Below are 20,972 nucleotides of genomic sequence, written 5' to 3'. Positions count from 1 at the left end.
TTTTCATGCAAGGAGGGACGCTTCATGTCTACTACTTCTGTAACACCCGGATCTCTTCACCCTCCTTTGGAGCAGGCGGCTACAATACCGCTCCTGCGCAAAAAACGGCTGATTACGACCATCCTGATTTCATTTTTGCTGCTCTGCATGAGCTTATTGCTCTCTTTCCACGCTTATATCGCCTGGACTTTGGCACGGCCGCACATCGATCCGCTGCACTCCAATCCAATGCAGGCTGTCGGCCTGCACTACTCGAACGTGAGCTTTCCTAGCCGCAACGGCTCCTCTACGCTTGAAGGCTGGCTTATTCCCGGCAATTCGGATAGAACCGTTATTTTCTCGCACGGCTACGGAGGCAACCGCGAAGAACTATGGGTTCCGATCTACACGTTAGCCCGCGAGCTGCATAAGCAGCAATACAACGTTTTGATGTTCGATTACGGTTATGTCCAACCGGGCAACAGCCGCGTTATGACCGGCGGCATTCAAGAATCGCAAGAGCTGCTGGGAGCCATCGACTATATCAAACAGCTGTCCGGCGGGCAGATTTATATTTGGGGCTTCTCCATGGGCGCCGGAACTGCACTGCAAGCCGCTCTGCAAAGCGGCGGCGACATATCCGGCATGATTCTGGACAGCACCTTCCTGCTGAACCCCGATACGCTGTACCACAATATGAAACAGTACGTCAACCTTCCCAGGTTCCCTTCGCTGCCGCTCGTCCGCTTGTTTTTTCCGCTGCTTAACGGGGTAAGCCTTAAGGAAGTGCCTTACAACAAGGTCACAAGCACTTCATACGACATGCCGATCTTCTTCATTCACGGAACCGACGACAGCAAGGCGCCTTATGACCTGATCGAGGACATGTACGCGAAGCAAACCGACCACTCGAAGACGAAGCTGTGGATTTTGCAAAATGCGCAGCATGAGCTGCTCTATCGTGCCGAGCCCCAAACTTATTTGAGCAGAACGCTCGGCTTTTTGCGGGGACTTTCCAATCCCGCGCCTGTTGATTCCGGTATTTCCTCCTCCCTATAAACCTCGGCCCCTGATGGGGTCAATTTTTTTGCCACAAACATTTTCAATGTCACATGATCCGTTGATTATCTTACATGCTCGACTTGCTGCTATCGTTTTTAAATGGTAAGTATTTACCATAGCATAATTTCAGGAGGATTAGCATGTATCGAATTTTTAAGACGATGAAAAAATAAGCGCTATCTTGAAAAAAAAATATAAAGCACTCATTTTTTTACACTTGCAGCTTGCAATTGTATCGGCTTTCCTTCATTCCACCACGTTACCCTTAGTTCTGGGTAAAGTGCCGCGATATTAGCAGCTTGCCTCGCATCGCTCTCGACATAGTGGGTAAATCCGAGTTCAAGTGTTCGCAGTCCTTTCCATCTTGCAGTACTCTCAGCATCGGGGACATCAATGCCATCGTCCCGAAATACTACAGGTATATTTATTTGGCGCTTTTGCAACCAGTTAATAGTTCTTTCACGATCGACTTCCGGACGCCCCGTGATAATTATATCGCCAGATGATACTCTTGGTACAAATGGCGAGAGTTCAAAGGTATCTCTTAGAGCCAACGCTTTCTCCAAGCTCTCTCTATAATGAACTGAGTCGACGTCCTCCAAAAAAACCCCATCCATATCCCATGCAGTATGTTCATAATCGTGATCAGCAAGACCTGGACTCCGTAGAATTCCGTTTGTGTTGACCACGTGGCGTTCCCAAGGCAAAATAAATCTTGCATCTTTCTCATTTAATTGAAAACAAAAATAATCTGGTTCCGACGCAGAAATGAGATCCTTACATACAACAAGCGTCGAACAAAAATAACCTGCCTCAATCAGGTATTTTTTACTATCAATTAATGTCTTTCCACTGCCCGCAAAATCCTCGCAAATTAAGATGCGTGAATTAACGGGAGGTAAATTTCCTAATGGCACGACAGCACTGTTAGCACGATCATATTGGATAAAGTAATACGGCAAGCCTGTGAGAAATGCCATATGCATACCAGGAAACGATCCACCTCTCAATAGAATTACTATTGCATCATGTCGATCTTTTTTTATCTCTTCTGATAACACGTCTAATCGTAAAGAAATGGAGCTATAATCCAAGTATATATTCCTTCTTTTCATAAGTTCCTCCAGAGAATAATATTCACTGATTTGTAAATTGAAATATAAATCAAACTCATAATACTATATGCAAATTAAATTCATTACCTTCATTTGTAGTTAAGAGCTGTATAGTTCCTTGATATTTTTTTACTAGTTTAGTTACAATAGCTAACCCCAATCCAAAATTCCCGTCTCCTTTTGTTGAAAAGCCTGATTCGAAAATTTTCTCGCTGATTTCTACAGGGATTGGCTCGCCAGTATTAAATACGCTAATTTTAAGCCGACCATTTACTATGGAACCAGTAAGTATTACCTTCTTTTCTTTAGACATAATTGTTGCATCAAAGGCATTGTCCAGTAGATTACTAATTATTTTAACTACATCAGTGGCTTTTACTGTGCTTTCACTTAGGTCTCTCATATTGGCAAGTTCATGTTCGAATATGATCTTTTTATCAACCGCTAGGGCTGCCTTTGCTTGAACTAGAGCACAAAGTGCTGGATTGTCTATCATGATTATATCGTTTAGCGCCACCGTTTCGCCAATAATTTCTTCTGTATAACTCTTCAATTCATCATATTTTCCAAGCTCGATCAAGGAGTGAATTGTACTTACGTGATTATTGAAATCATGCCTTTGTTCCTTAATTGCATTAAAAAGGCCAAGAATGTTACCTGTATATATACCTTGAGCGCTTAAAAGAGCTTCCTCCTTGGATCGGTTTGTAATTCGAAATATTGTTACAAAAATAATCAGAGCTATTAATGTAACTAATGAGGTAATAAGGAATAATTTCATTTGTTGCTTGTATAATGATTGTCGAATACTTTTGTAATCAGAAACTATGCACAAGAGTAAATCCGTATGATATGCACCTAAAGTGACATTTTTTATTGGAACATATGTCCTCATGATATCTTTATCATTAACTTGTCCAAAGGTACTGACTGTTTTTCCGTACTTCATTCCGTCTAAAGCTATATTTATCACGTTTTCGTCTGGGTACGAGTAACTTCCGAATAATATCTTTCTTTCTTGGTACCAATTTGGTTTCTCGGGATCTTGATTAATGAGTCCTCCAATAACAACGGGATTTAAGACTCCAATTTCGATAAGCCAATTATTTTTTTTAATCATTTCAGAGATTGTTGTTTCTACGCCGGTGGCTTTTTTATATTCCAAAAAATGTGTATCGTGAACATAAGGATCTATTAAGTAATTTGTATCTCCATCATTGTAATAACCCCATTTATCTATATTAATTCTGTTCGTTGAAGATGTATCAAAAGGCCCGCTCCAATAATTGGGTAGAAACTGCCCGAATGTTAATGATCCGCCAATTTTAGCCTCATGCTCATTCAATAATTGATTAAAGGCATCAAACCAACCATTTGTCCACCCCCTTGTACTCATGCCAATTTCTTTTGGGTCTGTTGATTTATAGCCAATAATATCATCATCTTTTTTCTTTAATAAAGTGATACCATCAACCATTAATTTATTTTTTATTTCAATAAGTTTGTTATTGCCGACTTTCTCAATATCTGGGGGAAGTGCGTATTGTACAGCTATTGATGCTGTTCTAAGGTTAAGGCCTAGCATATCCTCAAATAGTTGCTCCCCAATATTAGAATTATGTATCGATATGGTAATGCTATTAACCATAGTTGTTATTTTATCTTGTTGTTCTTGTATTAAGGTATTTTTAGTAGTCGAATAATAAGTAATATTTATAGCGAAAATGCCAACTAAAGCCAGGGTTATCGCGATTAATCTAGTTTTCTTCAAAGGCAGGCCATCCTCCCACTTTAGTTTGTTAAAAAGTACCCGTTACACCAGTCCGCATTCAAAGAAACAAGGAGTGCGATCTGCAGCAACTTGCTCAGAGTTGGCCGTAGGCCGAATCGTGGTACGTGAGTTGCAAATCAGAGCGAGATTCAGTAACCGTCCGCAGCTTGCCACTAGCCACTACAGGAAGCCGGTCGAGCCGGTCACGGGAGGATCCGGATTGGGCTACTGGGCTCTGGGCAACAACCTTGGCAAGCTTCGAACCTTGGTTCTACGGTGGCGCAATCGTCAACCGCACCTAAGAGTAGTTAGCTAGCGCTAGCAAACATTTAAATTAATAATCCCTTGATAGCCTAGCGAACCACGCCTCAAAGTCCTTTCGATTTCTTCTGCTCAAATCAATTTCAATTTCATTATAATTCATCTTTATTTTGTAAGCACCTAAAACAGAGAAGCTAGGAAAAGCCGCACTAATATATTTGAAATTAATTAAACTTGATTGGTTAGCTGCATATATATGTTCTGTACACTGTGCTTGTATATCGGTTAAGGGGGTAGAGGTTTCAATTTCTCCTACCTTATCTTCTACAAACACCTTGACCTTATGCACACCTTTCATTTTTTGGGCATAAATAAACTTGTTCTCATTGATGAATATAGTCCTATAATTACTTTTTAGCTGGATTATTCTTCCTGGTGGCGTTTTAGTATACGCATTGTCTTTTTCAATGATAGACTTAGCTTTTTCAACAGCGATTTGAAGACGTTCAAACGTAACAGGTTTACTCACAAAGTCAATACAATTCATTTCAAGTCCTGCGAGAACCAAGTTATAGTCTTGGGTACCAGAAACCATAATAAGATATGGATTTATTCCCTTATCTAAAATCCTTTTGTATGCCGATATTCCATCAGTATCAGATAATCCAATGTCGAGAAAAACGAGATCCGGATCATATTTTTGACAATCTTCTACAAACCAATCTCCCGAACCCGAAGAACCCAATACTTTAAGATCTAATCGTTTTGCATATATTTCGAGCTTCTCTCGATCAATTACCTGGTCTTCTGCAATCACGACTGAGAGTTCTCTATTCATAAAGCCACCCCCTCCTTTAAAGGCAGAATAATGTGGAATTTGATTATATTCATATCGGAATCAACCTTAATATCGCCGCGATACTTTTGGATTAGATTATGAATAATAGCTAGCCCTAATCCTTGATGCCCCTCAGTTTTCGAACTATAACCGGCTTTGAAAAATTGGGTTCGCTGATTCTGATCTATCTCTCTTTGGATGGGATTTGTCACAGCGAAATGAAATTTCTTCCCTTCAACCAAACACTTACATTCAATCCAGCGATTGTCACCTTCAAGCTTCTCAACTTCATCAAAAGCATTGTCAATCAAATTTCCAATAATCCTCACAATATCTACAGACATTGATCCCGAAATAGTGTAGTTGATACTCTCAAAATCATGGATGAATTGAATTCTTCTATTCATTGCTGAAACCATCTTAGCTTGGATAATTGCCGCGATCTCAGGCTGTCCAATACTGATGACATCATTTAGTAAGTCAATCTCCCCTATAAAAGAGTTTGTAAATTTCTTCAACTCTTCGAACCTTCCAGTTTCAACAAGAGAATGAATGACACTCACATGGTTTAGAAAGTCATGACGTTGGCCGCGAATATTTAAAAACATTTGGTTGACTTCTTCGGTATAGGTTTTCGATGTTTGTTGGACGGCTTTATCTTTGGATTTGCCGATCCAGCGAATTAAAAAGAGTAACAAACCCAATGCAAGAATTGAACCAAGGATAATAATCGAAATCAGAGTTGTAAATTGATGATTAAGACTATTTAAAATAAATTCGTAATCGGATACGATGGCTAAAACATAGGTGTCTTGTTTTTGCATTGCATCTTCATTAGTGCCCCTAACATCATTCAGCATCGTTGTATGTATCGGAATAAAGGTCTTTGTTACGTTCTTCCCATTAATAAATGCTCGATAAGATTTAGCCGTTTTCGTTTTTAGCGTCTCTTGGACGTAGCTTGCATCTTTTGTTATGTTATCAAAGTAATAAGAGCCGAAAAAATAGGGACGAAAAACGAGCGGTGTAAGATCGCCGGCTGGGATTTTGTATGTCTTGGGGTCTTTTCCAAAAGTAGCTGGATTAATCCCAGTAATTTCTAGTAGAGAAGGGTCTTGCTTCAAAGTATTCTGAATAATTGCATCCATACCTGTGCCCTTTAGATAATTCTTATAATCCGCATCCCCTACATAGGGATCGATGATATAATCCGTTGTACCATCGAAATAATAACCCCATTTGTAAATCGTTTTGGTATCAGAAGCTGCAACTTCATAAGGACCCGACCAATAATTCGGGAGTTTCTGTCCCCAGTTAAGCGAAACATTTTTATCGTCAAATAATTGCTTGAAAGCAATATACCATTCTCCCCATCCCTTAGTACTCATCCCTATTTCTTTGGTGTCCGTTGATTTCGACACAATAATGTCGTCCGGAGTCTTCGTCATCAAAGAGATTTCATCTAAATGGAGATCCGTTTTTAGCTTCTGCAGGTCCTCTTCTTTTACATCCTTCAAGTGAGGAGGTAATGCGTATTTGATAACAATAGAAGCTGTTCGTAGCTCTTCGCCGATTTTGTCTTCATACTGTTTTGCTCCGAGTCGCGACTGCTCGATACTGCTTTGTATTTGATTTGCGGTAGTTGTGACTTCTTTTTCACTATTTTTTTCAAGTGCATTCTTTAATACATAATAAAAGAAAGCATTATTTGCTATGATGATAATAATTACGATTATGGAAATCATCATCATTCTTGTGTTTTTCTCCACATTTGTTCCCCCATCTTTATCGAAAAAATCGATTTTTGGCGTTGCAACAATAATTCTAATGAAATACTTATCAAAATTTTAATAAATCTGACTATTGACGGCATGAATTCATCATATTTCGACGAATTATTTACCAAATAGGCTTAATTTTTGTCCAGATAGGAAAACTGTAACTATTGACCTACTGTAGAGAGTTATAATCGTACTATATTTAGTACTTTTTCATCTTCAATATCATCAAACTCTGGACTACTGAAGAATTCCCGCAAGGTAATTCCTAAACCAACGATACTATCGACTGTAGCCTAGACTAACTGAATTTCTTAGCTGAATTATATCAAATTAATTCCTTAATATTAACGGTATAATTTCGAATTAACAAAAGGTCATTAATGAAAAGGCGTGTTGAATTGAACATTGGCGAGAAAATAAAGAGGCTACGGAAATATCCCCCTCTATTGCAACCATTTACTATATTTCTCTAATATACTTTTCATTGTCGTTTGAATTTTTATGATTGCAATTGGAGGGGAGAAATTGGAATATCCATGCATCGAGCTGAAGCGAGAAGAGCTTGAGCGATTAGTAGCGTTGAGAGCATTTAACTTTTCTGATCCTGCAGTTATAGCCCTTTCTCAGGAATTAGATGATCTGCTCAATAAAATACAAAAGCAAATCGAATCATTAACCCGATGAAAGATAAAAATGCGTAACGGTGAAGAATCGATTATTTACTTGCAGGATATAGCATTTCTAGTTTGACTCGCCTCTTACCGATTACAGGAGAACGGAAATTAGAGGCGTGGATGAAGGAGGCCCAATCATGAGCCGCAAACGCGAAATCAAAACAGTTCGTCGCGGAGCAAAGATGCTTGAGCAATCCGGACACCAGCGCGAATCATACGCCGTTGAAAGTGTCATTTCCGATGCGGAAATACTGAACCGCCGGAGCAGCGAAATATCCTGTCTCAAGAAAGGCGATCATGTAGTTATGCACACTTGCATGGAAGCGAGTAATCCGAAGTACATGGGGATAATCTGGACTTGCAAATCAGATGCCTTTCTCCAAAAAGGTCATGACTACTGTTCAATATTCTTGGAAGGATTCAGCGGTTCATTTTCAGCACAATATTTGCAAAAAGTTGACCTGGAGAAACTATCTTCTCACATCGTTGGTTCGGATTACAAGGAGATCTAAGAGGCATTCCCCGGCGGCGGCTTCGCCGAAAACAAAAAGGCCCTGTCCGCATCCTGTGCGAACAAGGCCGTAAAACTAGTACCAAACTAAGGATAAGTCTGCCCTTTTTTACGGCTATCCACAGAAATATCCGCTTGGGCGCAATTTTTTTAAAAAAAACGATCCACAACGTTTCGCTATTGCTACGCTGCTGCAAATTTTATTATGAAATTAACTCCCTTTACTATCACATTATTTTCCATTATACTAAATGTAGTTGCGCAACAAAAAATGTTATTAGAGGGATTATTTGGGATGTTTAAAAATGTGATTAAGTATTTTACTGTATTCGCAATTATTTTCAGCATGATTCTACCTAATAGACTTGTATACGCAACTACAGACGTTGATAGCAACAATTTGGATGGTGTAAGTAAATTAGTTAAAAAATATGTAGTAAAGTCTCAGAACAAAGGGGTTTACTTTGATATTGAAAGAGCAAAAGAAGACGGTGCTTCTACAGATTTGATTGAAATCGGCAGAATATTGAATACTTACATTGATGCTAACAAAGAATTTAAGTCGCGATCATCACAGCAAGGATTAAGCATAAGTTTTCCTGTGTATGGGAATTGGTGTGGGCCTGGCTATGGAAGTGGGACTCCAATTGATATACTAGATACCGCTTGTATGGTACATGATAAATGCTACGACAGCACAGGATATTTTGCTTGTAGCTGTGATAGAGAATTGATTACAACTATCGGTGACAACTTGTACAGAATGGGTACAAAAGAAAAATTAGCAGCATATGCTATAGGGACATATTTCAATCTGGCACCTTGTAACCCTTTTAAAATTATTTCGGATGAAGTCCTAGGTGAATTAAATCAAAATAATTCATGTTCTGCTCCAGTAGGTGATAGCCATATTGAATAAACATCTTGTATCGGTCATCTGCATAATTTTGGGTCTAGCAAGCTATGTGCCCAACATTATCTTAAAATTACCCTCTATCTGGTGTCTTTATTCAATACCTTTAGGCGTTATTGGGTTGATCTATGCAGTAAAAGCCAAAAGTAAATTACTTGCATACGGAAATCTGATTGTAATCTTTAGTTTTTTCATTATGTGGTTTGGTGGATATGTTATTGTGTGGTTTGGAACATTATTTTGACTATTCTGATCAAATCGAAGCAATCCCCGCCAGCCCATAGGCCGGTAGGGGATTGCGCTTTTTGAAACATCATAATAAAAGAAAGCATTATTTGCTATGATGATAATAATTTGCGATTATGGAAATCATCATCATTCTTGTGTTTTTCTCCACATTTGTTCCCCCATCTTTATCGAAAAAATCGATTTTTGGCGTTCCAACCCATCTTTAGTGGAAATATTCATAATTATTTAAAACCTTCCTAGAATGACTGAATTTCTTAGCTGAATTATATCAAATTAATTCCTTAATATTAACGGTATTACGTTGATAAATAGAAACAAATGTAATAATTTCGAATTAACAAAATGGCATTAATGAACAGGCGGTGTTGAATTGAACATTGGCGAGAAAATAAAGAGGCTGTGGGAATATCCCCCTCTATTGCGGCCATTTACTATATTCCTCTAATATACTCCCGGTTCGACTCATTCCTGCAGAATGTGCAGGTTTGCGCGCTCCCATACCCGTCCGTGAACGGCTGCGCTGTCTTCGTTTTCCCCGGCGGCGGCTTCGCCGAAAACAAAAAGGCCCTGTCCGCATCCTGTGCGAACAAAGCCTTAAACTCTAGTCCATCTCGTAAATGGAGCCCGATTTGCTTGCGAACAGCTCCGCGTACACTTTTTCCGCGTAGGCGTCCGTCATCCCTGAGACATAATCCGCGATAAAACGCGGCCATGTCCATTGATCCTTGTGCCGCTCGTAGCTGTCCATCCAATCCGGCGGAATGATCCATTGGCCTTTCTCCGGATCTTTGAAGCTGTTCCACAAGCTTTCCACGATGATCTCGCTGCGCTTTTGCAGGCGTTGGACACGGAAATCTTTGATCAGCGTCACCCAGGCGAGCTTTTTCACAATTTCCATCGTCCTGAGCAAATCCATATCTTCCGCTCCGTCTTTGACGAGCGTCACCTTTTTCCAACCTTTATCGGGGTCGTCCAAAATGTCCAGGCGGTTCGCAAAGCTGCTCACCCAGCGCGCCTTCATCTCTCTGCGGGTTCTCGACTCCTCGCGGTGGCACTCGATAAAAATTTGCTGCCACTGCTCCAGGTAATCGGACAGCACTTTGCGCACCATGGTCTCGATATCGACCTGTTCCCAGCCGAATTTCTTGCTGTTGGGATCGCTGACGATCTCCAGCACCAGATGCTTGATCAGCCGCTGATCTTCGAAAAAGGTCGCGTTCATCTGAATTTTTCCGGCGCGGATGCCGTCTTCGATGTCGTGCGTGGAATAGGCGATGTCATCGCAAAGATCCATGAGCTGGGCTTCCAGCGTGGAGCAGCCTGCCGGCATCTGCCACTGCTCCCTGAGCTCGCGAATGACTTCCCATTCCGACGCGTACACGCCTTTGATCCGCCCTTCTTCTTCCAGCAAAAAAGGGTATTTGTTAATGCCGAGCAGGACGGCTGACGTCAAATCGAGGCCGCTGTCGCTGCCCGCTCTTTTTTCCAAAAACATCAAAATGCGGAAATTTTGCGCGTTGCCTTCATACTTGAGCCCATGTTCGCTGAGCAAAATATGATTCAGCACTTCTTCCCCTTTATGTCCGAACGGCGGATGCCCGAAATCGTGAGCAAGCGATGCGCACTCCACGACGGTCGGATCAATGACTAATCCGGGATGCTCCTGCTGTTTCAGAAAAGGATTCGTCCGCTCCAGCCGTTTCGCCACTTCTCTGGCGATTTGCGCCACTTCCAGCGAGTGGGTAAGCCTTGTCCGGTAATAGTCGCCGGAACCGGCGCCGAACACCTGCGACTTCCCCTGCAGCCTGCGAAAAGCCGGCGATTGAATCAGCCGCGCGTAATCCCGTTCGAATTCGTCCCGTTCTTCGCTCACTTTAGAGGAAGCCGCTTCTCCAGGCCGAAGCTTTCTAAGGTTCATCATAAGCGTTCCTCCAAATCTTCGATGCAGCTGATATATATATTGCTGTCAAAAGCTTTCTATATGTTTCGTAATTCAGAATACTATATTCAATTGCGGTGCAACAAGTCATACACGCCTGCCAAAGCAAAAAAAGGGAATGCCGCACAAGGCCTTTGTCACCCGTGCATACACTCCCCCTGAGAGCCCGATTATTTCAACAATGAGAGAAATTCGGAGCGCAGCGTCGCATCCGTGCGGAATGAACCGCGCACCGCGGAAGTCACGGTCTGGCTGCCGTATTTTTTCACGCCTCTGGAGCACATGCACATATGCTCGCCTTCAACGACGACCATAACGCCGTGGGGCTTCAGCACATCGTCCAAAATGTCGGCGATTTCGGAAGTAATCCGCTCCTGCACCTGCAGCTTGCGGGTGACGACATCGACCAGACGGGCGAACTTGCTCAGTCCCGCCACTTTGCCGCTCGGCAAATAGCCGACATGCACCTTGCCGAAAAACGGCGCCATATGGTGCTCACATTGGCTGTAGTAGATGATGTCCTTGATGATCACCAGCTCTTCGTGCTGCTCGTCAAACGTTACGCCCAGCACATCGCTTGGATTGGCGTCGTAGCCCGCGAATATTTCTTCATACATGCGGGTTACCCTTGCCGGCGTGTCCAGCAGCCCCTCCCGGTCGACGTCTTCGCCGATCAGGCGCAAAATTTCTCTGACATGATGCTCGATGAGCTCGCGGTTTTCGGCGACTCTTGTATTTCTGTATTCGATGGATGCCACGATTCGTTCGCTCCTTTTTCTCTACTTCATAAAAGCCTGAATCAGCTTGATGCTGTCCCGCATCGCGGCGCCGTCTTTATGCGCTTTGGTCAGCAGCAGTCCGCCCTGCAGCAGCGATACGATCGGCAGCACAAGCTCGGACGGCTGCATGCCCTGCAGCTTCAGCTCTCCCCGCCGGCAGCTTTCCTGCAAGCATGCTTCCACCATCTCTTCCAGCTCGTTAAAAAAACGGCTGAGCGGTTTTCGCAGCTCTTCCGAGCGGTCGCTCAACTCCAGGGACAAATTGCCGAAAAAGCAGCCTCTGCGGCACTCATGCTCCTCACAGAAGGCCAGCATCCGCTCGAACAACGCCATGACGCGCTGCTTGGGCGACAGCTCCGGGTTGCCGAGGCTCGGCTCCATCACCGATTCCCGCATGTGCTGCACCTTGCGCTCGATCACTCTAACGCCAAGCTCTTCCTTGCTTTTGAAATGGTAATAAAAATTGCTCTTGCATACCCCGCTGCTGGACAGAATCTCTTCCAAACCGGTAGCCCGAAAACCGTTGTCATGAAACAGGTCCATGGCCGCTTCCAAAATTCTGTCTTTATTGTTCGCCATGAAATATGCCACCTTTTGATAGTACTGGTACGTCCTAGTCACACCGGACGGCAAACGGAAGGGCCGCCTTGAAATCCGTTCATACGGTCATCGGAAGCCCTCCCGGCATTCCATGAGATTATTTCCACTTTTGGTTCTTCATCATGTTCTGAACTTTCGTCATTTGCTGCTTATTCATGTTGTAGCCCATTTGTTTGGCCATCTTTTGCAGCATTTCCGGATTGCTCTGCATCGATTCGATCTGCTTTCTCAAGTAAAACACGCCGATGAAAAAGCCCCCTGCCAATCCGGCAATCAGCGTCAGAATCGGGATGATGATATTCCACATACATGTGCCCCCTGCTTGTACAAAAATAGGATTCCCTTATTTGCTCATCATAGCATTTCTGCTCATTCGTTTACAAATGGACGGCGCGATTTTACGAGAGCACCTGCTCGATAAATACGGTGGTATGCTTCGCCAGATCCATTTCCTTGACCTCGAATTCTTTCTCGCCCGCTTCCTGCTTGATGATTCTGATAACCGGGCGGCTCGGCAGGCCCCTGTGCTGGCCGACGACAACGCCGGATTCCCGCGTAGACAGCCGCACCGACGTGCCGGTCGGATACACGGAGACGATCCTCAAAAAGTGGATCAGCACATCGCGGTCCAGCTTCGTTCCGGCAAGCGCCATCATATGTTCGCATGCTTCGTGAGGCTGCATTTTGCGCCCTGTGAACGTATCGAAGAGCAAATTATCGTACATGTTGGCCACAGCGGTAATTTTCGCATACAGGTGAATATGGTCGGCTTCAAGCCCTCTCGGGAGACCTGTACCGAGCAGATCTTCATGATGCTGGAAAGCGACGTGCGCAATCAGCAGGCTGAACTCACGCTTGTTTTTGAGCAGCTCGAAGCCGCGCCAGGTATGATGCTTTTTCAAATCTGCCGAATCGTCGTCGCAAATCGCCTCGATTTTTCCGACATCGTGCAGCAGCGCTCCGATCGCCAGCTCTTTCAGCTGCATCGCGTTCAATCCCATGTTGATGCCGATCAGTACGGACATCATGCAGACGTTACTCGCATGTACGTACATCGTGTTATCTTCGGTGCGAATATCGGATAACTGAACGAGCACATCCTTGTTCTTCATCACTTCTTCCAGCAGCGTATCGATGCTGATGCTCATAGAACGGGTGCTGAACTCTTTACCCGAACGAATGGCGTTGAACGTCTCTCCCATCTGTTTCATGACGGCCCGCTTCGTCTCATCCGAAATGATCTCGGGAATTTCCACATCTTCCATCAGCGGATCTTTGATATAGATCATGGAAACTCCGATCCGGTTCAGCGTATTGATCATGAATACGGTCAACTGCACGCCTTCCGAAAGCAGAATAGCCCCGTTGCTGGAAAAAATCGTCCGTCCCAAATATTGCCCTGGCTCTACGGAATCCAATTGCACGTACTTCATATCGTTCACTCCATGATAGTCGTATTGTGGTTCAGTCGCTACTTCCGAATCCCTTCCAGTTCGAGCAGGCTTACTTTGATATCCAGCCCTCCGCCGTATCCGACAAGCTGGCCGTCCGCCCCGATAATGCGGTGGCAGGGAACGATGACAGGCACCGGATTGCGGTTGTTGGCTCCGCCCACCGCTCTGACCGCTTTGGGAGAGCCGATCGCTTCGGCTATATCTTTATAGGAAGCTGTCCGGCCGTACGAGACGGCGAGCAGTGCGTTCCACACCCGTTTTTGAAACTCTGTCCCGCGCAGATCCAGCTTGTAATCGAACGACGTCCGTTCTTTGCGAAAATACTCTTCAAGCTGCTCCGACACCGGCTTCAAAGCCTCTTCATCCTCAACCAGCTCAAAGGAGCCGAACCAGCGGTTCGCCCAATCCATGATCCTCATCCGGTTGTCTCCGAACGTGCCGAATTCGATCAAACACAGCCCCTGCTCGCCGGAAACAAGCACCAAAGGCCCGATTGGGGCCGTTATTTCAAAGTACGTCAAAACGGCTGCCGTTTGCATGAAGCTGTCTCCTTCCCATGTATATCCATCTGTCTTGCTGCTTTAATTCTCTAAGCCTATCATATCCGAAATCGCGAGAACGTGCAGTGACATATTGTAGCATTGGCTCTTACCAAGCCCCCGGGGCGGAAAATAAAAACAAGCCAGGGATCGCCGAGGCTTGTTTTGTCGATGTGCGGGCCGCGGTGGCCGCAAGCCCGATAGGCGTGGCCGCGGCGGACGCGAGCCCGGCGACGCGGACCGGCTGGACCGCGGCGGGCACGGCCTACGGCCTGGCCGTGGCATGGCCGAGCCGGGCGTCACGGCCCGCTGCCGCCGGGCCGCGCCGGCGCGGCCTGCGCTTTTTCGAGCTCGCGGATGACCGCGGGCTCCCGCTCTTCGTCCAGCGCCCGGCCGAGCGCGGCGCCCGCTTCTTCCCCGCCGATCCGCCCAAGCGCCCATGCGGCGGTCGCGCGAATCTCCGGGCGCGGATCGGCGCGCAGCAGCTCGGACAAAACCGGCACCGCCGTCTTGTCCTTAAAATTGCCGAGCGCGATAATCGCATTGCGCTGGATCGGCTTTTTCCCCCGCCAGGACGAGGCGCTCTGCCCGTACTTTTCTTTGAACTCCTTATTGCCCATCGTCAATAGAGGAATAAGCAGCGGCTTGACCTTTTCCGGATCGGGCTGCAGCTCGGGCTGGTGCATCCAGTTCTTGCCCTTGTTTTTCGGGCACACGACCTGGCACGTATCGCAGCCGTACAAGCGGTTGCCGATTTTCAGCTTGAATTCGTCCTCCACGTACCCTTTGGTCTGCGTGACGAACGAAATGCAGCGGCTGGAATTCAGCTGCCCCGGCCCGACCAGCGCACCGGTCGGACAAGCGTCGATGCAGATCGTGCAGTCTCCGCATTGGTCCATGATAGACGTATCCGGCGGAAAAGGGATATTGGTGATCATTTCCCCCAAATATACCCACGATCCCCATTCGGGAGTAATGACGGCGCAGTTTTTGCCGCTCCAGCCTATGCCCGCCCGCTCGGCGACAGCCCTGTCGGACAGAGCCCCCGTATCGACCATGCTTTGCATTCTGGCCTCGTCGACACGCTCGGCGATGAACGCCTCAAGCTTCCCAAGACGGTCGCGCAGCACATGATGATAGTCGACGCCCCATGAGGAGCGCGAGATGATTCCCCGGTAAGCGCCGGGCTCCGAACGCGGAGGATCGGGCAGCTTGGACGGGTAAGCCATTGCAATCGAGATCATCGACTGCGGCTCCTCCAGACTCAGCTCGGGCCGCACCCGCTTCTCGATATCCGGCTCCTCGAAACCGGACTCAAACCCCTGCTCCCTGTGCCGGAGCAAAATTTCTTTCAACTCGTCGAACGGCGCCGCGGTCGTGAAACCGATTTTATCAATGCCCAGCGACGGCCCCGCCGCGACGATCTCCTGTTTTAGCCTAAGCCAATCCTCCCGTGTGCCCGCATGTATGGAAACGCTCATCCTGCTCACCTCCCGCTGACGCAAGCTCCCCTACAGTCCGGACATTTCGTCAAAAGGCCACAGCACCCATTCCGCGCGCCCTTCGATCAGGCTGACCGGGACCGTGCCGAATCTGCGGCTGTCCGAGCTGGCCTGCCTGTGGCGGTTGTCGCCCATGACGAACACGCTACCTTCCGGCACCTCCGTGAGGCCAAAATCGCCGTCATCCAGCATCGTATCGGTATACGGCTCCGCAACCATGCCGCCATTAACATACAAATAACCATCTCGGCCTTCAATTCGGTCCCCGGCCACGGCGACGACTCTTTTCACAAGCAGCGGATGCTTTTGCTGCCCATGACCTGCTCCGGGCTCGTGCAAAATGACGATCTCGCCCCGATGAGGCGCCCGGATATAAGCAATCGCCTTATTTACAAAAAGCCATTCCCCCTCCTGCAGCGTCGGCTCCATAGAGCTTCCTTTGACCGTCGAAAGATTAAACCCGAACTTGTGAACCAAAATAACGACAAGCAGCGCGACGAGCATCGATTTGGTCCAATCCCACAGCTCGTGGCTCAAGCTTTTGCTTTCCGTTTGCCCAGCCGTGCCGGATACGATCTTGTTCCTTTCATTTCTTTGCAGAAAGAAACTCAAACTACGCCCCTCCGTTCTTCCGCTTTTCCCAAGTTTCAAAATAGCGCATGACTACGTCGTCCTGAAAAGGCGGCTTCCCGCCGCGGGCTATTTCCAATAATGAGGCAAGCCCGGCCTGTACCTTCTCCTGAACCAACGGGGAGTAATGGTAATTCGTTTTGTGAAGCTCGTATTCTTCCTGATCCACGACATGAACCGCTCCCCCCGGCATGCGGATGACATCCAGATCGTAATCGATATAAGTTATAATATTCCCCGACACGTAAGGAGGAGATGCAATATTGCAATAATATCGGATACCGCTGTCTTCAAGCAGCGCCACGACATTGAACCACCGCTTCGGGATAAAAAAAGATACCCCCGGAACCCGGCTGACCCATTCCTTACCGTCCGCCTCTTGAATCTTGGTCTGGCTGTTGATAAAAACCATCATGGCCTCCTTGCGATGATCCGGGTGGAGCACGCCATCAGGCACGAGCCAATTCGTGAGCCACATTCGGTGAAGGTGCCCATCGTGTTTGAAGCTTTTAATTACATATGGCGTAAATTCCATGTCACAATGCCCCTCTGCTCATCCAGCCAAAATGATTCCGATATTATATAGAAAAGCATATCTTACCCCCAATTGCAACGGCGGACAAGATATGCTCCAAAGTTCGAACTTATTGATCTGTATATTTCTGCACTACGGTCAACAACTGACCTTCTTCAAAATGCTCAGGCGATGAACCGCCCGGGAAAAATCCGACGTGCTGTAGCCCGCCGATTCGTACACAGGCAGCACCATTTCATTGTGCGCATCGACAGTTACCATAATTTTATTAACTTTCCGTTGGAGGAACCGCTGCTTCATCGCTTCGATCAAAGCTTTGCCGATGCCTTTACGTTGATATTCACTAGCAACCGCGATTCTATAGTAGTAGCCGTTGTTGTTATCAATGGTGCCGATAATTACGCCTAAAATCTGCCCTTCCTCTTCAGCGATCAAGACAAGTTCAGTATCCCAAGATAGCTGGCGTGCAAATGCTTCCATCGTTTCCTCGTAACAGATTTCCGACAAAACATCTTCCAAGAGTTCAGTGACCGATGAAGAATCTGCAAGCTGAAATGAACGAACGTGCATACGGTTCTCTCCCAATTCCAAAATTTTTTTGTACCGAAAATTTTTTTGGTAACGTCAATAATACGACAAAAAAATGCGAAATCCTGCTGAAACGGTGAAAAAACTCACAAAAACTTAAAGTTTTTTGTGCTTTTTTGCTGAAATCGCTTTATTTTAAGCGCTTTCAAGGAAATTGCAGGACTTTTTTACTGCTATCGCCCAAAAATGAGAATAGTCCTGCCGGAAATCCAGCGCAAATTTCAGCTGCGAATACCGCAGATCAGGGGCACCGTTACCGCCGCAGGACCGATTATAGACAAACCAGTACCTAGGAGTCTGTCCGATGAACCACGTAGAAGGTATATATAAGCAAAATGACAGTCATTATGCAGCGTGAGCGGCAATATTTGCAGTCATGATTCACCCGGTATGCACAAAAGTAACTCCATCGGACAGACTCCCGACACTCGCCAAAACCTGCGAAAGTTGGAATGCTGAAAAAGTCCCGACTCGCTACTGGGGTCGTATAACAGACAAACCTACACCCTGCGCCCGGCAAAACCTGCGAAAGTGCAGGTTTTTTCCGTCAAAGCGGCTCGTTTTGGCAAAAAGCCTGCAATTGTACAGGAATTTTCGCTGAAAGTGACCCTGAGCCCGTGTCCCCGCTGAAAAGCCTGCACTTTTGCAGGAATTGTTCGTGGACAGCGATCAAGGACGCAAATTCATGTATTTTTGCAGGTTTTCTTCCTGCAGTCAGGCAGATTGCGGTTATCTCCTCTGATGCGGAGAGGTTTTTGGGCAGCCTGATGCAAGAATGTTTCGTTTTCGTCGTATCAGCCAGGAAAAAACTGCACTTTTTACGAAAATAGACTCAGTAGACCTGTATTATTTTCATTCTGTGGGGTGACGTCCTCGGCATCATGGGGGTTTTTGCAGGTTTTCTCCGCATTTCGCAGATCCCCTTCATTTTGCAGGCCCCCCCACGTTTGCAGGTTTCCCCCGTTCTCCCCGTTTTCCCACGCTATCCCGCTATCTTCGCTATCCTCACTATCCCCGCGTTGCCAAGCAGATGGGCGCCTTTTGGTGTTGCGTGTTTTTTCGACAACCCGGAAAGAAAGTACAGGCTTTCTCCCCGTTGCCAGGTCGATAAGCCCGCCTCTGGCATGCAAGTTATTCATGCTTCAATGTCGAATTCTCCCTCGAATCACTCTCGAATCCCCCTCGCACCGGATTATTTCATTTGTTCTTTTTGCTCCTTCACGATGTCCCAGACATCTTTGGCGAGAAACGCCTTGTCTTTATTTTGCCGGTACCAATCGTCCATGTACTCCTCCAGCTTCTTGCCGCCGGCTTTGTCCCATGCCGCCTGCGCATCCTTGATCGCTTGCTCGGGGCTGTATTTGCTGCCGCTGATGATCGCTTTGACATAAATGTCGGTAATTTCCTTCAGCACGCTCGTGTGAATGACGTTCAGATCGCCCGGGAAAGAAGGCATATGTTCGCCGATCGTAATGCCCGGATATTGGCGGCTCGGGTCCAGGTACGTTTTTTGCGCTTCTTTGTACATCTCCAGGCCGGCCTTTTGCTCGGGAACGTCCGGATTGAACTGGTTGACGACGTAACTGCATTTGTCGGCCGCGCGGGTCAGGAACATTTCGTAGTCCCCCGCATAGTTGACCTCATTTTTCGATTTTGTCGGATTGATAATTTGCGGACAGCCGTTTGCGCCTTTTTTCCAGTGGACGCCTTCGTCACCGTAGATGATTTTGCCGGCCGCCTCGGGCTGCATCATGAACTCGATATAACGGGCCGCCGCCTCCGGGTCCTTCGCCTTCGCGTTGATCACGGTGCTCATTTGCACCGGATTGTCGATGGCGCCCGTGAACAGGCCGAACGGCGATTTCGGAAAAGCAAGCGGAGCGATCTCGGCGCCCGGCACATTTTTCTTCAGCGTCGCGAGATCCGCCGTCGTAAATTCGAACCAGCTTACGCTGGAATTCACATAGATGCCGATTTTGCCGTTAAGGAAATCCTGCTTCGCTTTCATCCCGTCTTTGTCGTTGATGTAATCCTTATCGACGATGCCGCCGTCGTAAAGCTGCTTTTTGAAGGCCAGCGCAGCAAGGTCGTTGTCCCACAGCATCGCCGCTTTGCCGTCTTTGACGCCCCAGGAAAGCATGCTTTTGGACATCGAGCCGCCGAACATTTCGTTCACGGCCGTCTCCGAATACGTGCTGATGTTCATGCCGTACGTATCCTTTTTGCCGTTGCCGTCAGGGTCCCGCTCGGTGAACGCCTTTGCAACCTGCAAAAGCTCCTCGGTCGTCGCCGGGGCTTGCAGGTTCAGCTTTTTCAGCCAGTCGGTGCGGATGAACATCGCATGCAGCGGCACCGCTTCTTTCAGCTTGCCGATTTCATACAGCTTGCCGTCCGGCTTCGTGCCCGCTTTCCGCAGCTGCGGGTACTGCGCGAGCAGCTTTTCGTAGGTCGGCATAAATTGTAAAAGATCGTCCAGAGGCAGCAGCTGCTTCTGCTCATAAATGCCGTTGCGGAGCAGCGTATTGTATTCGTTGACGACATCGGGGGCCGAGCCGGAAGCGAACAGCACGTTCAATTTTTTCGTCGATTCGCTGCGCAGAATAGGCACGAACTTGACGTTGACGGGACCGTTCCGATTGATCCACGCGGTCCAGCGGTTCTCCTCGTATGAGCCTTCGGAAGCAGGAACCGCTCCGCGGTCGTACATCGATACGGTAATATCTCCGCGCTTGGCGGGCGTCTGGGCGGTATCCGGCTTGCCGCTGTCCGCCATGCCGCCCGAGCAGCCCGCGAGCAGCGCCCCGACAGCCGCAGCCGCAGCGATGGCAAAACTTGCCTGCTTCATCCGTTGTCTCATTCCAAAATCCCGTCCTTTTTTGGTGGATTAGGAGATGCCCGGCATCTCGATCGGTCGTCGTTACCCTTTTACGGAACCCAGCTAAGACCGCGAGAGCGGATAGGCCGCAAGAATCGTTGCGAGCATGCTGAACAGGACGCCTCCGCACGTAATCAGCGCGCTGTTTTTCAAGGCTTTCAAAGCGGGCGTTGCGATGAAAAAAAATTCATAAGCCGTCGTCCGGAAGCCTACCGGCCACAACGAAACGTGCCCCGCTTCGACGGCGGCCCTGTCGCTGAAAGACACCGCAACCGTATGTACGAACGGGAGCAGACAGGTTAAACCGAGCACGATCAGCAGCACGCCGTTGACGGCGCTAAACTTCGTTCTCCTCTAGTCGGCTTCACGTTCACGCT

General features: G+C 46.9%; 20 protein-coding genes. 4 read left to right on the top strand and 16 right to left on the bottom strand.

Annotation, left to right across the window (positions count from 1 at the left end; translation table 11 throughout):
• The first annotated feature begins 24 nt into the window (after positions 1–24).
• Positions 25–1,038 (top strand): alpha/beta fold hydrolase, encoded by a 1,014-nt coding sequence (locus tag AC6RNO_RS19100; protein ID WP_497106384.1) that lies wholly within the window; start codon positions 25–27, stop codon positions 1,036–1,038.
• Positions 1,039–1,244: 206 nt separating this feature from the next.
• Here the strand turns inward: AC6RNO_RS19100 and AC6RNO_RS19095 are convergent, their stop codons facing one another.
• From AC6RNO_RS19095 to AC6RNO_RS19080, 4 genes are all read right to left on the bottom strand, one after another.
• Positions 1,245–2,156, bottom strand: a complete 912-nt coding sequence (locus tag AC6RNO_RS19095) for a hypothetical protein (RefSeq protein WP_497106383.1) — start codon at positions 2,154–2,156, stop codon at positions 1,245–1,247.
• A 55-nt stretch (positions 2,157–2,211) separates the two neighbouring features.
• Positions 2,212–3,927 carry an ATP-binding protein gene (locus AC6RNO_RS19090; protein WP_497106382.1) on the bottom strand — a complete coding sequence of 572 codons (1,716 nt, stop codon included), beginning with the start codon at positions 3,925–3,927 and terminating at the stop codon, positions 2,212–2,214.
• A 334-nt stretch (positions 3,928–4,261) separates the two neighbouring features.
• Positions 4,262–5,026 carry a response regulator gene (locus AC6RNO_RS19085; RefSeq protein ID WP_497106381.1) on the bottom strand — a complete coding sequence of 255 codons (765 nt, stop codon included), beginning with the start codon at positions 5,024–5,026 and terminating at the stop codon, positions 4,262–4,264.
• Entirely contained in the window at positions 5,023–6,795 is a 1,773-nt protein-coding gene (locus AC6RNO_RS19080; protein WP_497106380.1) for a GHKL domain-containing protein, read from the bottom strand. Before AC6RNO_RS19080 ends, AC6RNO_RS19085 begins: the two co-directional genes overlap by 4 nt.
• A 537-nt stretch (positions 6,796–7,332) precedes the next feature.
• Here AC6RNO_RS19080 and AC6RNO_RS19075 point away from each other — a divergent pair.
• The 3 genes from AC6RNO_RS19075 to AC6RNO_RS19065 all read left to right on the top strand — a co-directional run bounded on the left by AC6RNO_RS19075 (position 7,333) and on the right by AC6RNO_RS19065 (position 8,911).
• Positions 7,333–7,491, top strand: a complete 159-nt coding sequence (locus AC6RNO_RS19075; RefSeq protein WP_497106379.1) for a Spo0E family sporulation regulatory protein-aspartic acid phosphatase — start codon at positions 7,333–7,335, stop codon at positions 7,489–7,491.
• Positions 7,492–7,618: 127 nt separating this feature from the next.
• Positions 7,619–7,993 (top strand): hypothetical protein, encoded by a 375-nt coding sequence (locus AC6RNO_RS19070; RefSeq protein WP_497106378.1) that lies wholly within the window; start codon positions 7,619–7,621, stop codon positions 7,991–7,993.
• Positions 7,994–8,287: 294 nt separating this feature from the next.
• Positions 8,288–8,911: a phospholipase A2 family protein gene (locus AC6RNO_RS19065; protein WP_497106377.1), complete on the top strand. Its 624-nt coding sequence runs from the start codon at positions 8,288–8,290 to the stop codon at positions 8,909–8,911.
• 844 nt (positions 8,912–9,755) lie between these two features.
• Here AC6RNO_RS19065 and AC6RNO_RS19060 read toward each other — a convergent pair.
• The 12 genes from AC6RNO_RS19060 to AC6RNO_RS19005 form a co-directional block, all read right to left on the bottom strand.
• Positions 9,756–11,072 carry a dGTP triphosphohydrolase gene (locus AC6RNO_RS19060; RefSeq protein WP_497106405.1) on the bottom strand — a complete coding sequence of 439 codons (1,317 nt, stop codon included), beginning with the start codon at positions 11,070–11,072 and terminating at the stop codon, positions 9,756–9,758.
• A gap of 191 nt (positions 11,073–11,263) precedes the next feature.
• Positions 11,264–11,851, bottom strand: a complete 588-nt coding sequence (gene folE, locus AC6RNO_RS19055; RefSeq protein WP_474685330.1) for a GTP cyclohydrolase I FolE — start codon at positions 11,849–11,851, stop codon at positions 11,264–11,266.
• A 21-nt stretch (positions 11,852–11,872) separates the two neighbouring features.
• A complete protein-coding gene (locus AC6RNO_RS19050) occupies positions 11,873–12,451 on the bottom strand; it encodes a TetR family transcriptional regulator C-terminal domain-containing protein (protein ID WP_497106376.1) in 579 nt (192 codons plus the stop codon).
• A gap of 118 nt (positions 12,452–12,569) precedes the next feature.
• Positions 12,570–12,779, bottom strand: a complete 210-nt coding sequence (locus AC6RNO_RS19045) for a YneF family protein (protein WP_474685332.1) — start codon at positions 12,777–12,779, stop codon at positions 12,570–12,572.
• Positions 12,780–12,870: 91 nt separating this feature from the next.
• The gene (locus AC6RNO_RS19040) at positions 12,871–13,905 is read right to left on the bottom strand and encodes an HD domain-containing phosphohydrolase (RefSeq protein WP_497106375.1); all 1,035 of its coding nucleotides are present in this window, start codon (positions 13,903–13,905) and stop codon (positions 12,871–12,873) included.
• 38 nt (positions 13,906–13,943) lie between these two features.
• The gene (locus tag AC6RNO_RS19035) at positions 13,944–14,465 is read right to left on the bottom strand and encodes a methylated-DNA--[protein]-cysteine S-methyltransferase (RefSeq protein WP_497106374.1); all 522 of its coding nucleotides are present in this window, start codon (positions 14,463–14,465) and stop codon (positions 13,944–13,946) included.
• A gap of 299 nt (positions 14,466–14,764) precedes the next feature.
• Positions 14,765–15,946 (bottom strand): tRNA epoxyqueuosine(34) reductase QueG, encoded by a 1,182-nt coding sequence (queG, locus tag AC6RNO_RS19030; protein ID WP_497106373.1) that lies wholly within the window; start codon positions 15,944–15,946, stop codon positions 14,765–14,767.
• A gap of 30 nt (positions 15,947–15,976) precedes the next feature.
• Positions 15,977–16,579: a signal peptidase I gene (lepB, locus tag AC6RNO_RS19025; protein ID WP_474685336.1), complete on the bottom strand. Its 603-nt coding sequence runs from the start codon at positions 16,577–16,579 to the stop codon at positions 15,977–15,979.
• Between the two features lies 1 nt (position 16,580).
• Entirely contained in the window at positions 16,581–17,132 is a 552-nt protein-coding gene (locus tag AC6RNO_RS19020; RefSeq protein ID WP_488436830.1) for a DUF402 domain-containing protein, read from the bottom strand.
• 138 nt (positions 17,133–17,270) lie between these two features.
• A complete protein-coding gene (locus AC6RNO_RS19015) occupies positions 17,271–17,702 on the bottom strand; it encodes a GNAT family N-acetyltransferase (RefSeq protein ID WP_474685338.1) in 432 nt (143 codons plus the stop codon).
• A 1,210-nt stretch (positions 17,703–18,912) separates the two neighbouring features.
• Positions 18,913–20,577: an extracellular solute-binding protein gene (locus tag AC6RNO_RS19010; RefSeq protein ID WP_497106372.1), complete on the bottom strand. Its 1,665-nt coding sequence runs from the start codon at positions 20,575–20,577 to the stop codon at positions 18,913–18,915.
• Positions 20,578–20,658: 81 nt separating this feature from the next.
• On the bottom strand, positions 20,659–20,919 hold the full coding sequence (locus AC6RNO_RS19005) for a hypothetical protein (RefSeq protein ID WP_497106371.1): 261 nt from the start codon (positions 20,917–20,919) through the stop codon (positions 20,659–20,661).
• Positions 20,920–20,972: the final 53 nt, after the last annotated feature.

Source organism: Paenibacillus sp. sgz302190, assembly GCF_059820445.1.
This window is presented reverse-complemented; position numbering and strand designations above follow the sequence as displayed.

Bases quoted from the DNA above. Each gene is read 5' to 3' on its own strand.
- AC6RNO_RS19100 (WP_497106384.1), top strand. From the start codon at position 25: ATGTCTACTACTTCTGTAACACCCGGATCTCTTCACCCTCCTTTGGAG.
- AC6RNO_RS19095 (WP_497106383.1), bottom strand. From the start codon at position 2,156: ATGAAAAGAAGGAATATATACTTGGATTATAGCTCCATTTCTTTACGA.
- AC6RNO_RS19085 (WP_497106381.1), bottom strand. From the start codon at position 5,026: ATGAATAGAGAACTCTCAGTCGTGATTGCAGAAGACCAGGTAATTGAT.
- AC6RNO_RS19070 (WP_497106378.1), top strand. From the start codon at position 7,619: ATGAGCCGCAAACGCGAAATCAAAACAGTTCGTCGCGGAGCAAAGATG.
- AC6RNO_RS19065 (WP_497106377.1), top strand. From the start codon at position 8,288: ATGTTTAAAAATGTGATTAAGTATTTTACTGTATTCGCAATTATTTTC.
- AC6RNO_RS19060 (WP_497106405.1), bottom strand. From the start codon at position 11,072: ATGAACCTTAGAAAGCTTCGGCCTGGAGAAGCGGCTTCCTCTAAAGTG.
- AC6RNO_RS19050 (WP_497106376.1), bottom strand. From the start codon at position 12,451: ATGGCGAACAATAAAGACAGAATTTTGGAAGCGGCCATGGACCTGTTT.
- AC6RNO_RS19045 (WP_474685332.1), bottom strand. From the start codon at position 12,779: ATGTGGAATATCATCATCCCGATTCTGACGCTGATTGCCGGATTGGCA.
- AC6RNO_RS19040 (WP_497106375.1), bottom strand. From the start codon at position 13,905: ATGAAGTACGTGCAATTGGATTCCGTAGAGCCAGGGCAATATTTGGGA.
- AC6RNO_RS19035 (WP_497106374.1), bottom strand. From the start codon at position 14,465: ATGCAAACGGCAGCCGTTTTGACGTACTTTGAAATAACGGCCCCAATC.
- queG (WP_497106373.1), bottom strand. From the start codon at position 15,946: ATGAGCGTTTCCATACATGCGGGCACACGGGAGGATTGGCTTAGGCTA.
- AC6RNO_RS19020 (WP_488436830.1), bottom strand. From the start codon at position 17,132: ATGGAATTTACGCCATATGTAATTAAAAGCTTCAAACACGATGGGCAC.
- AC6RNO_RS19015 (WP_474685338.1), bottom strand. From the start codon at position 17,702: ATGCACGTTCGTTCATTTCAGCTTGCAGATTCTTCATCGGTCACTGAA.
- AC6RNO_RS19010 (WP_497106372.1), bottom strand. From the start codon at position 20,577: ATGAGACAACGGATGAAGCAGGCAAGTTTTGCCATCGCTGCGGCTGCG.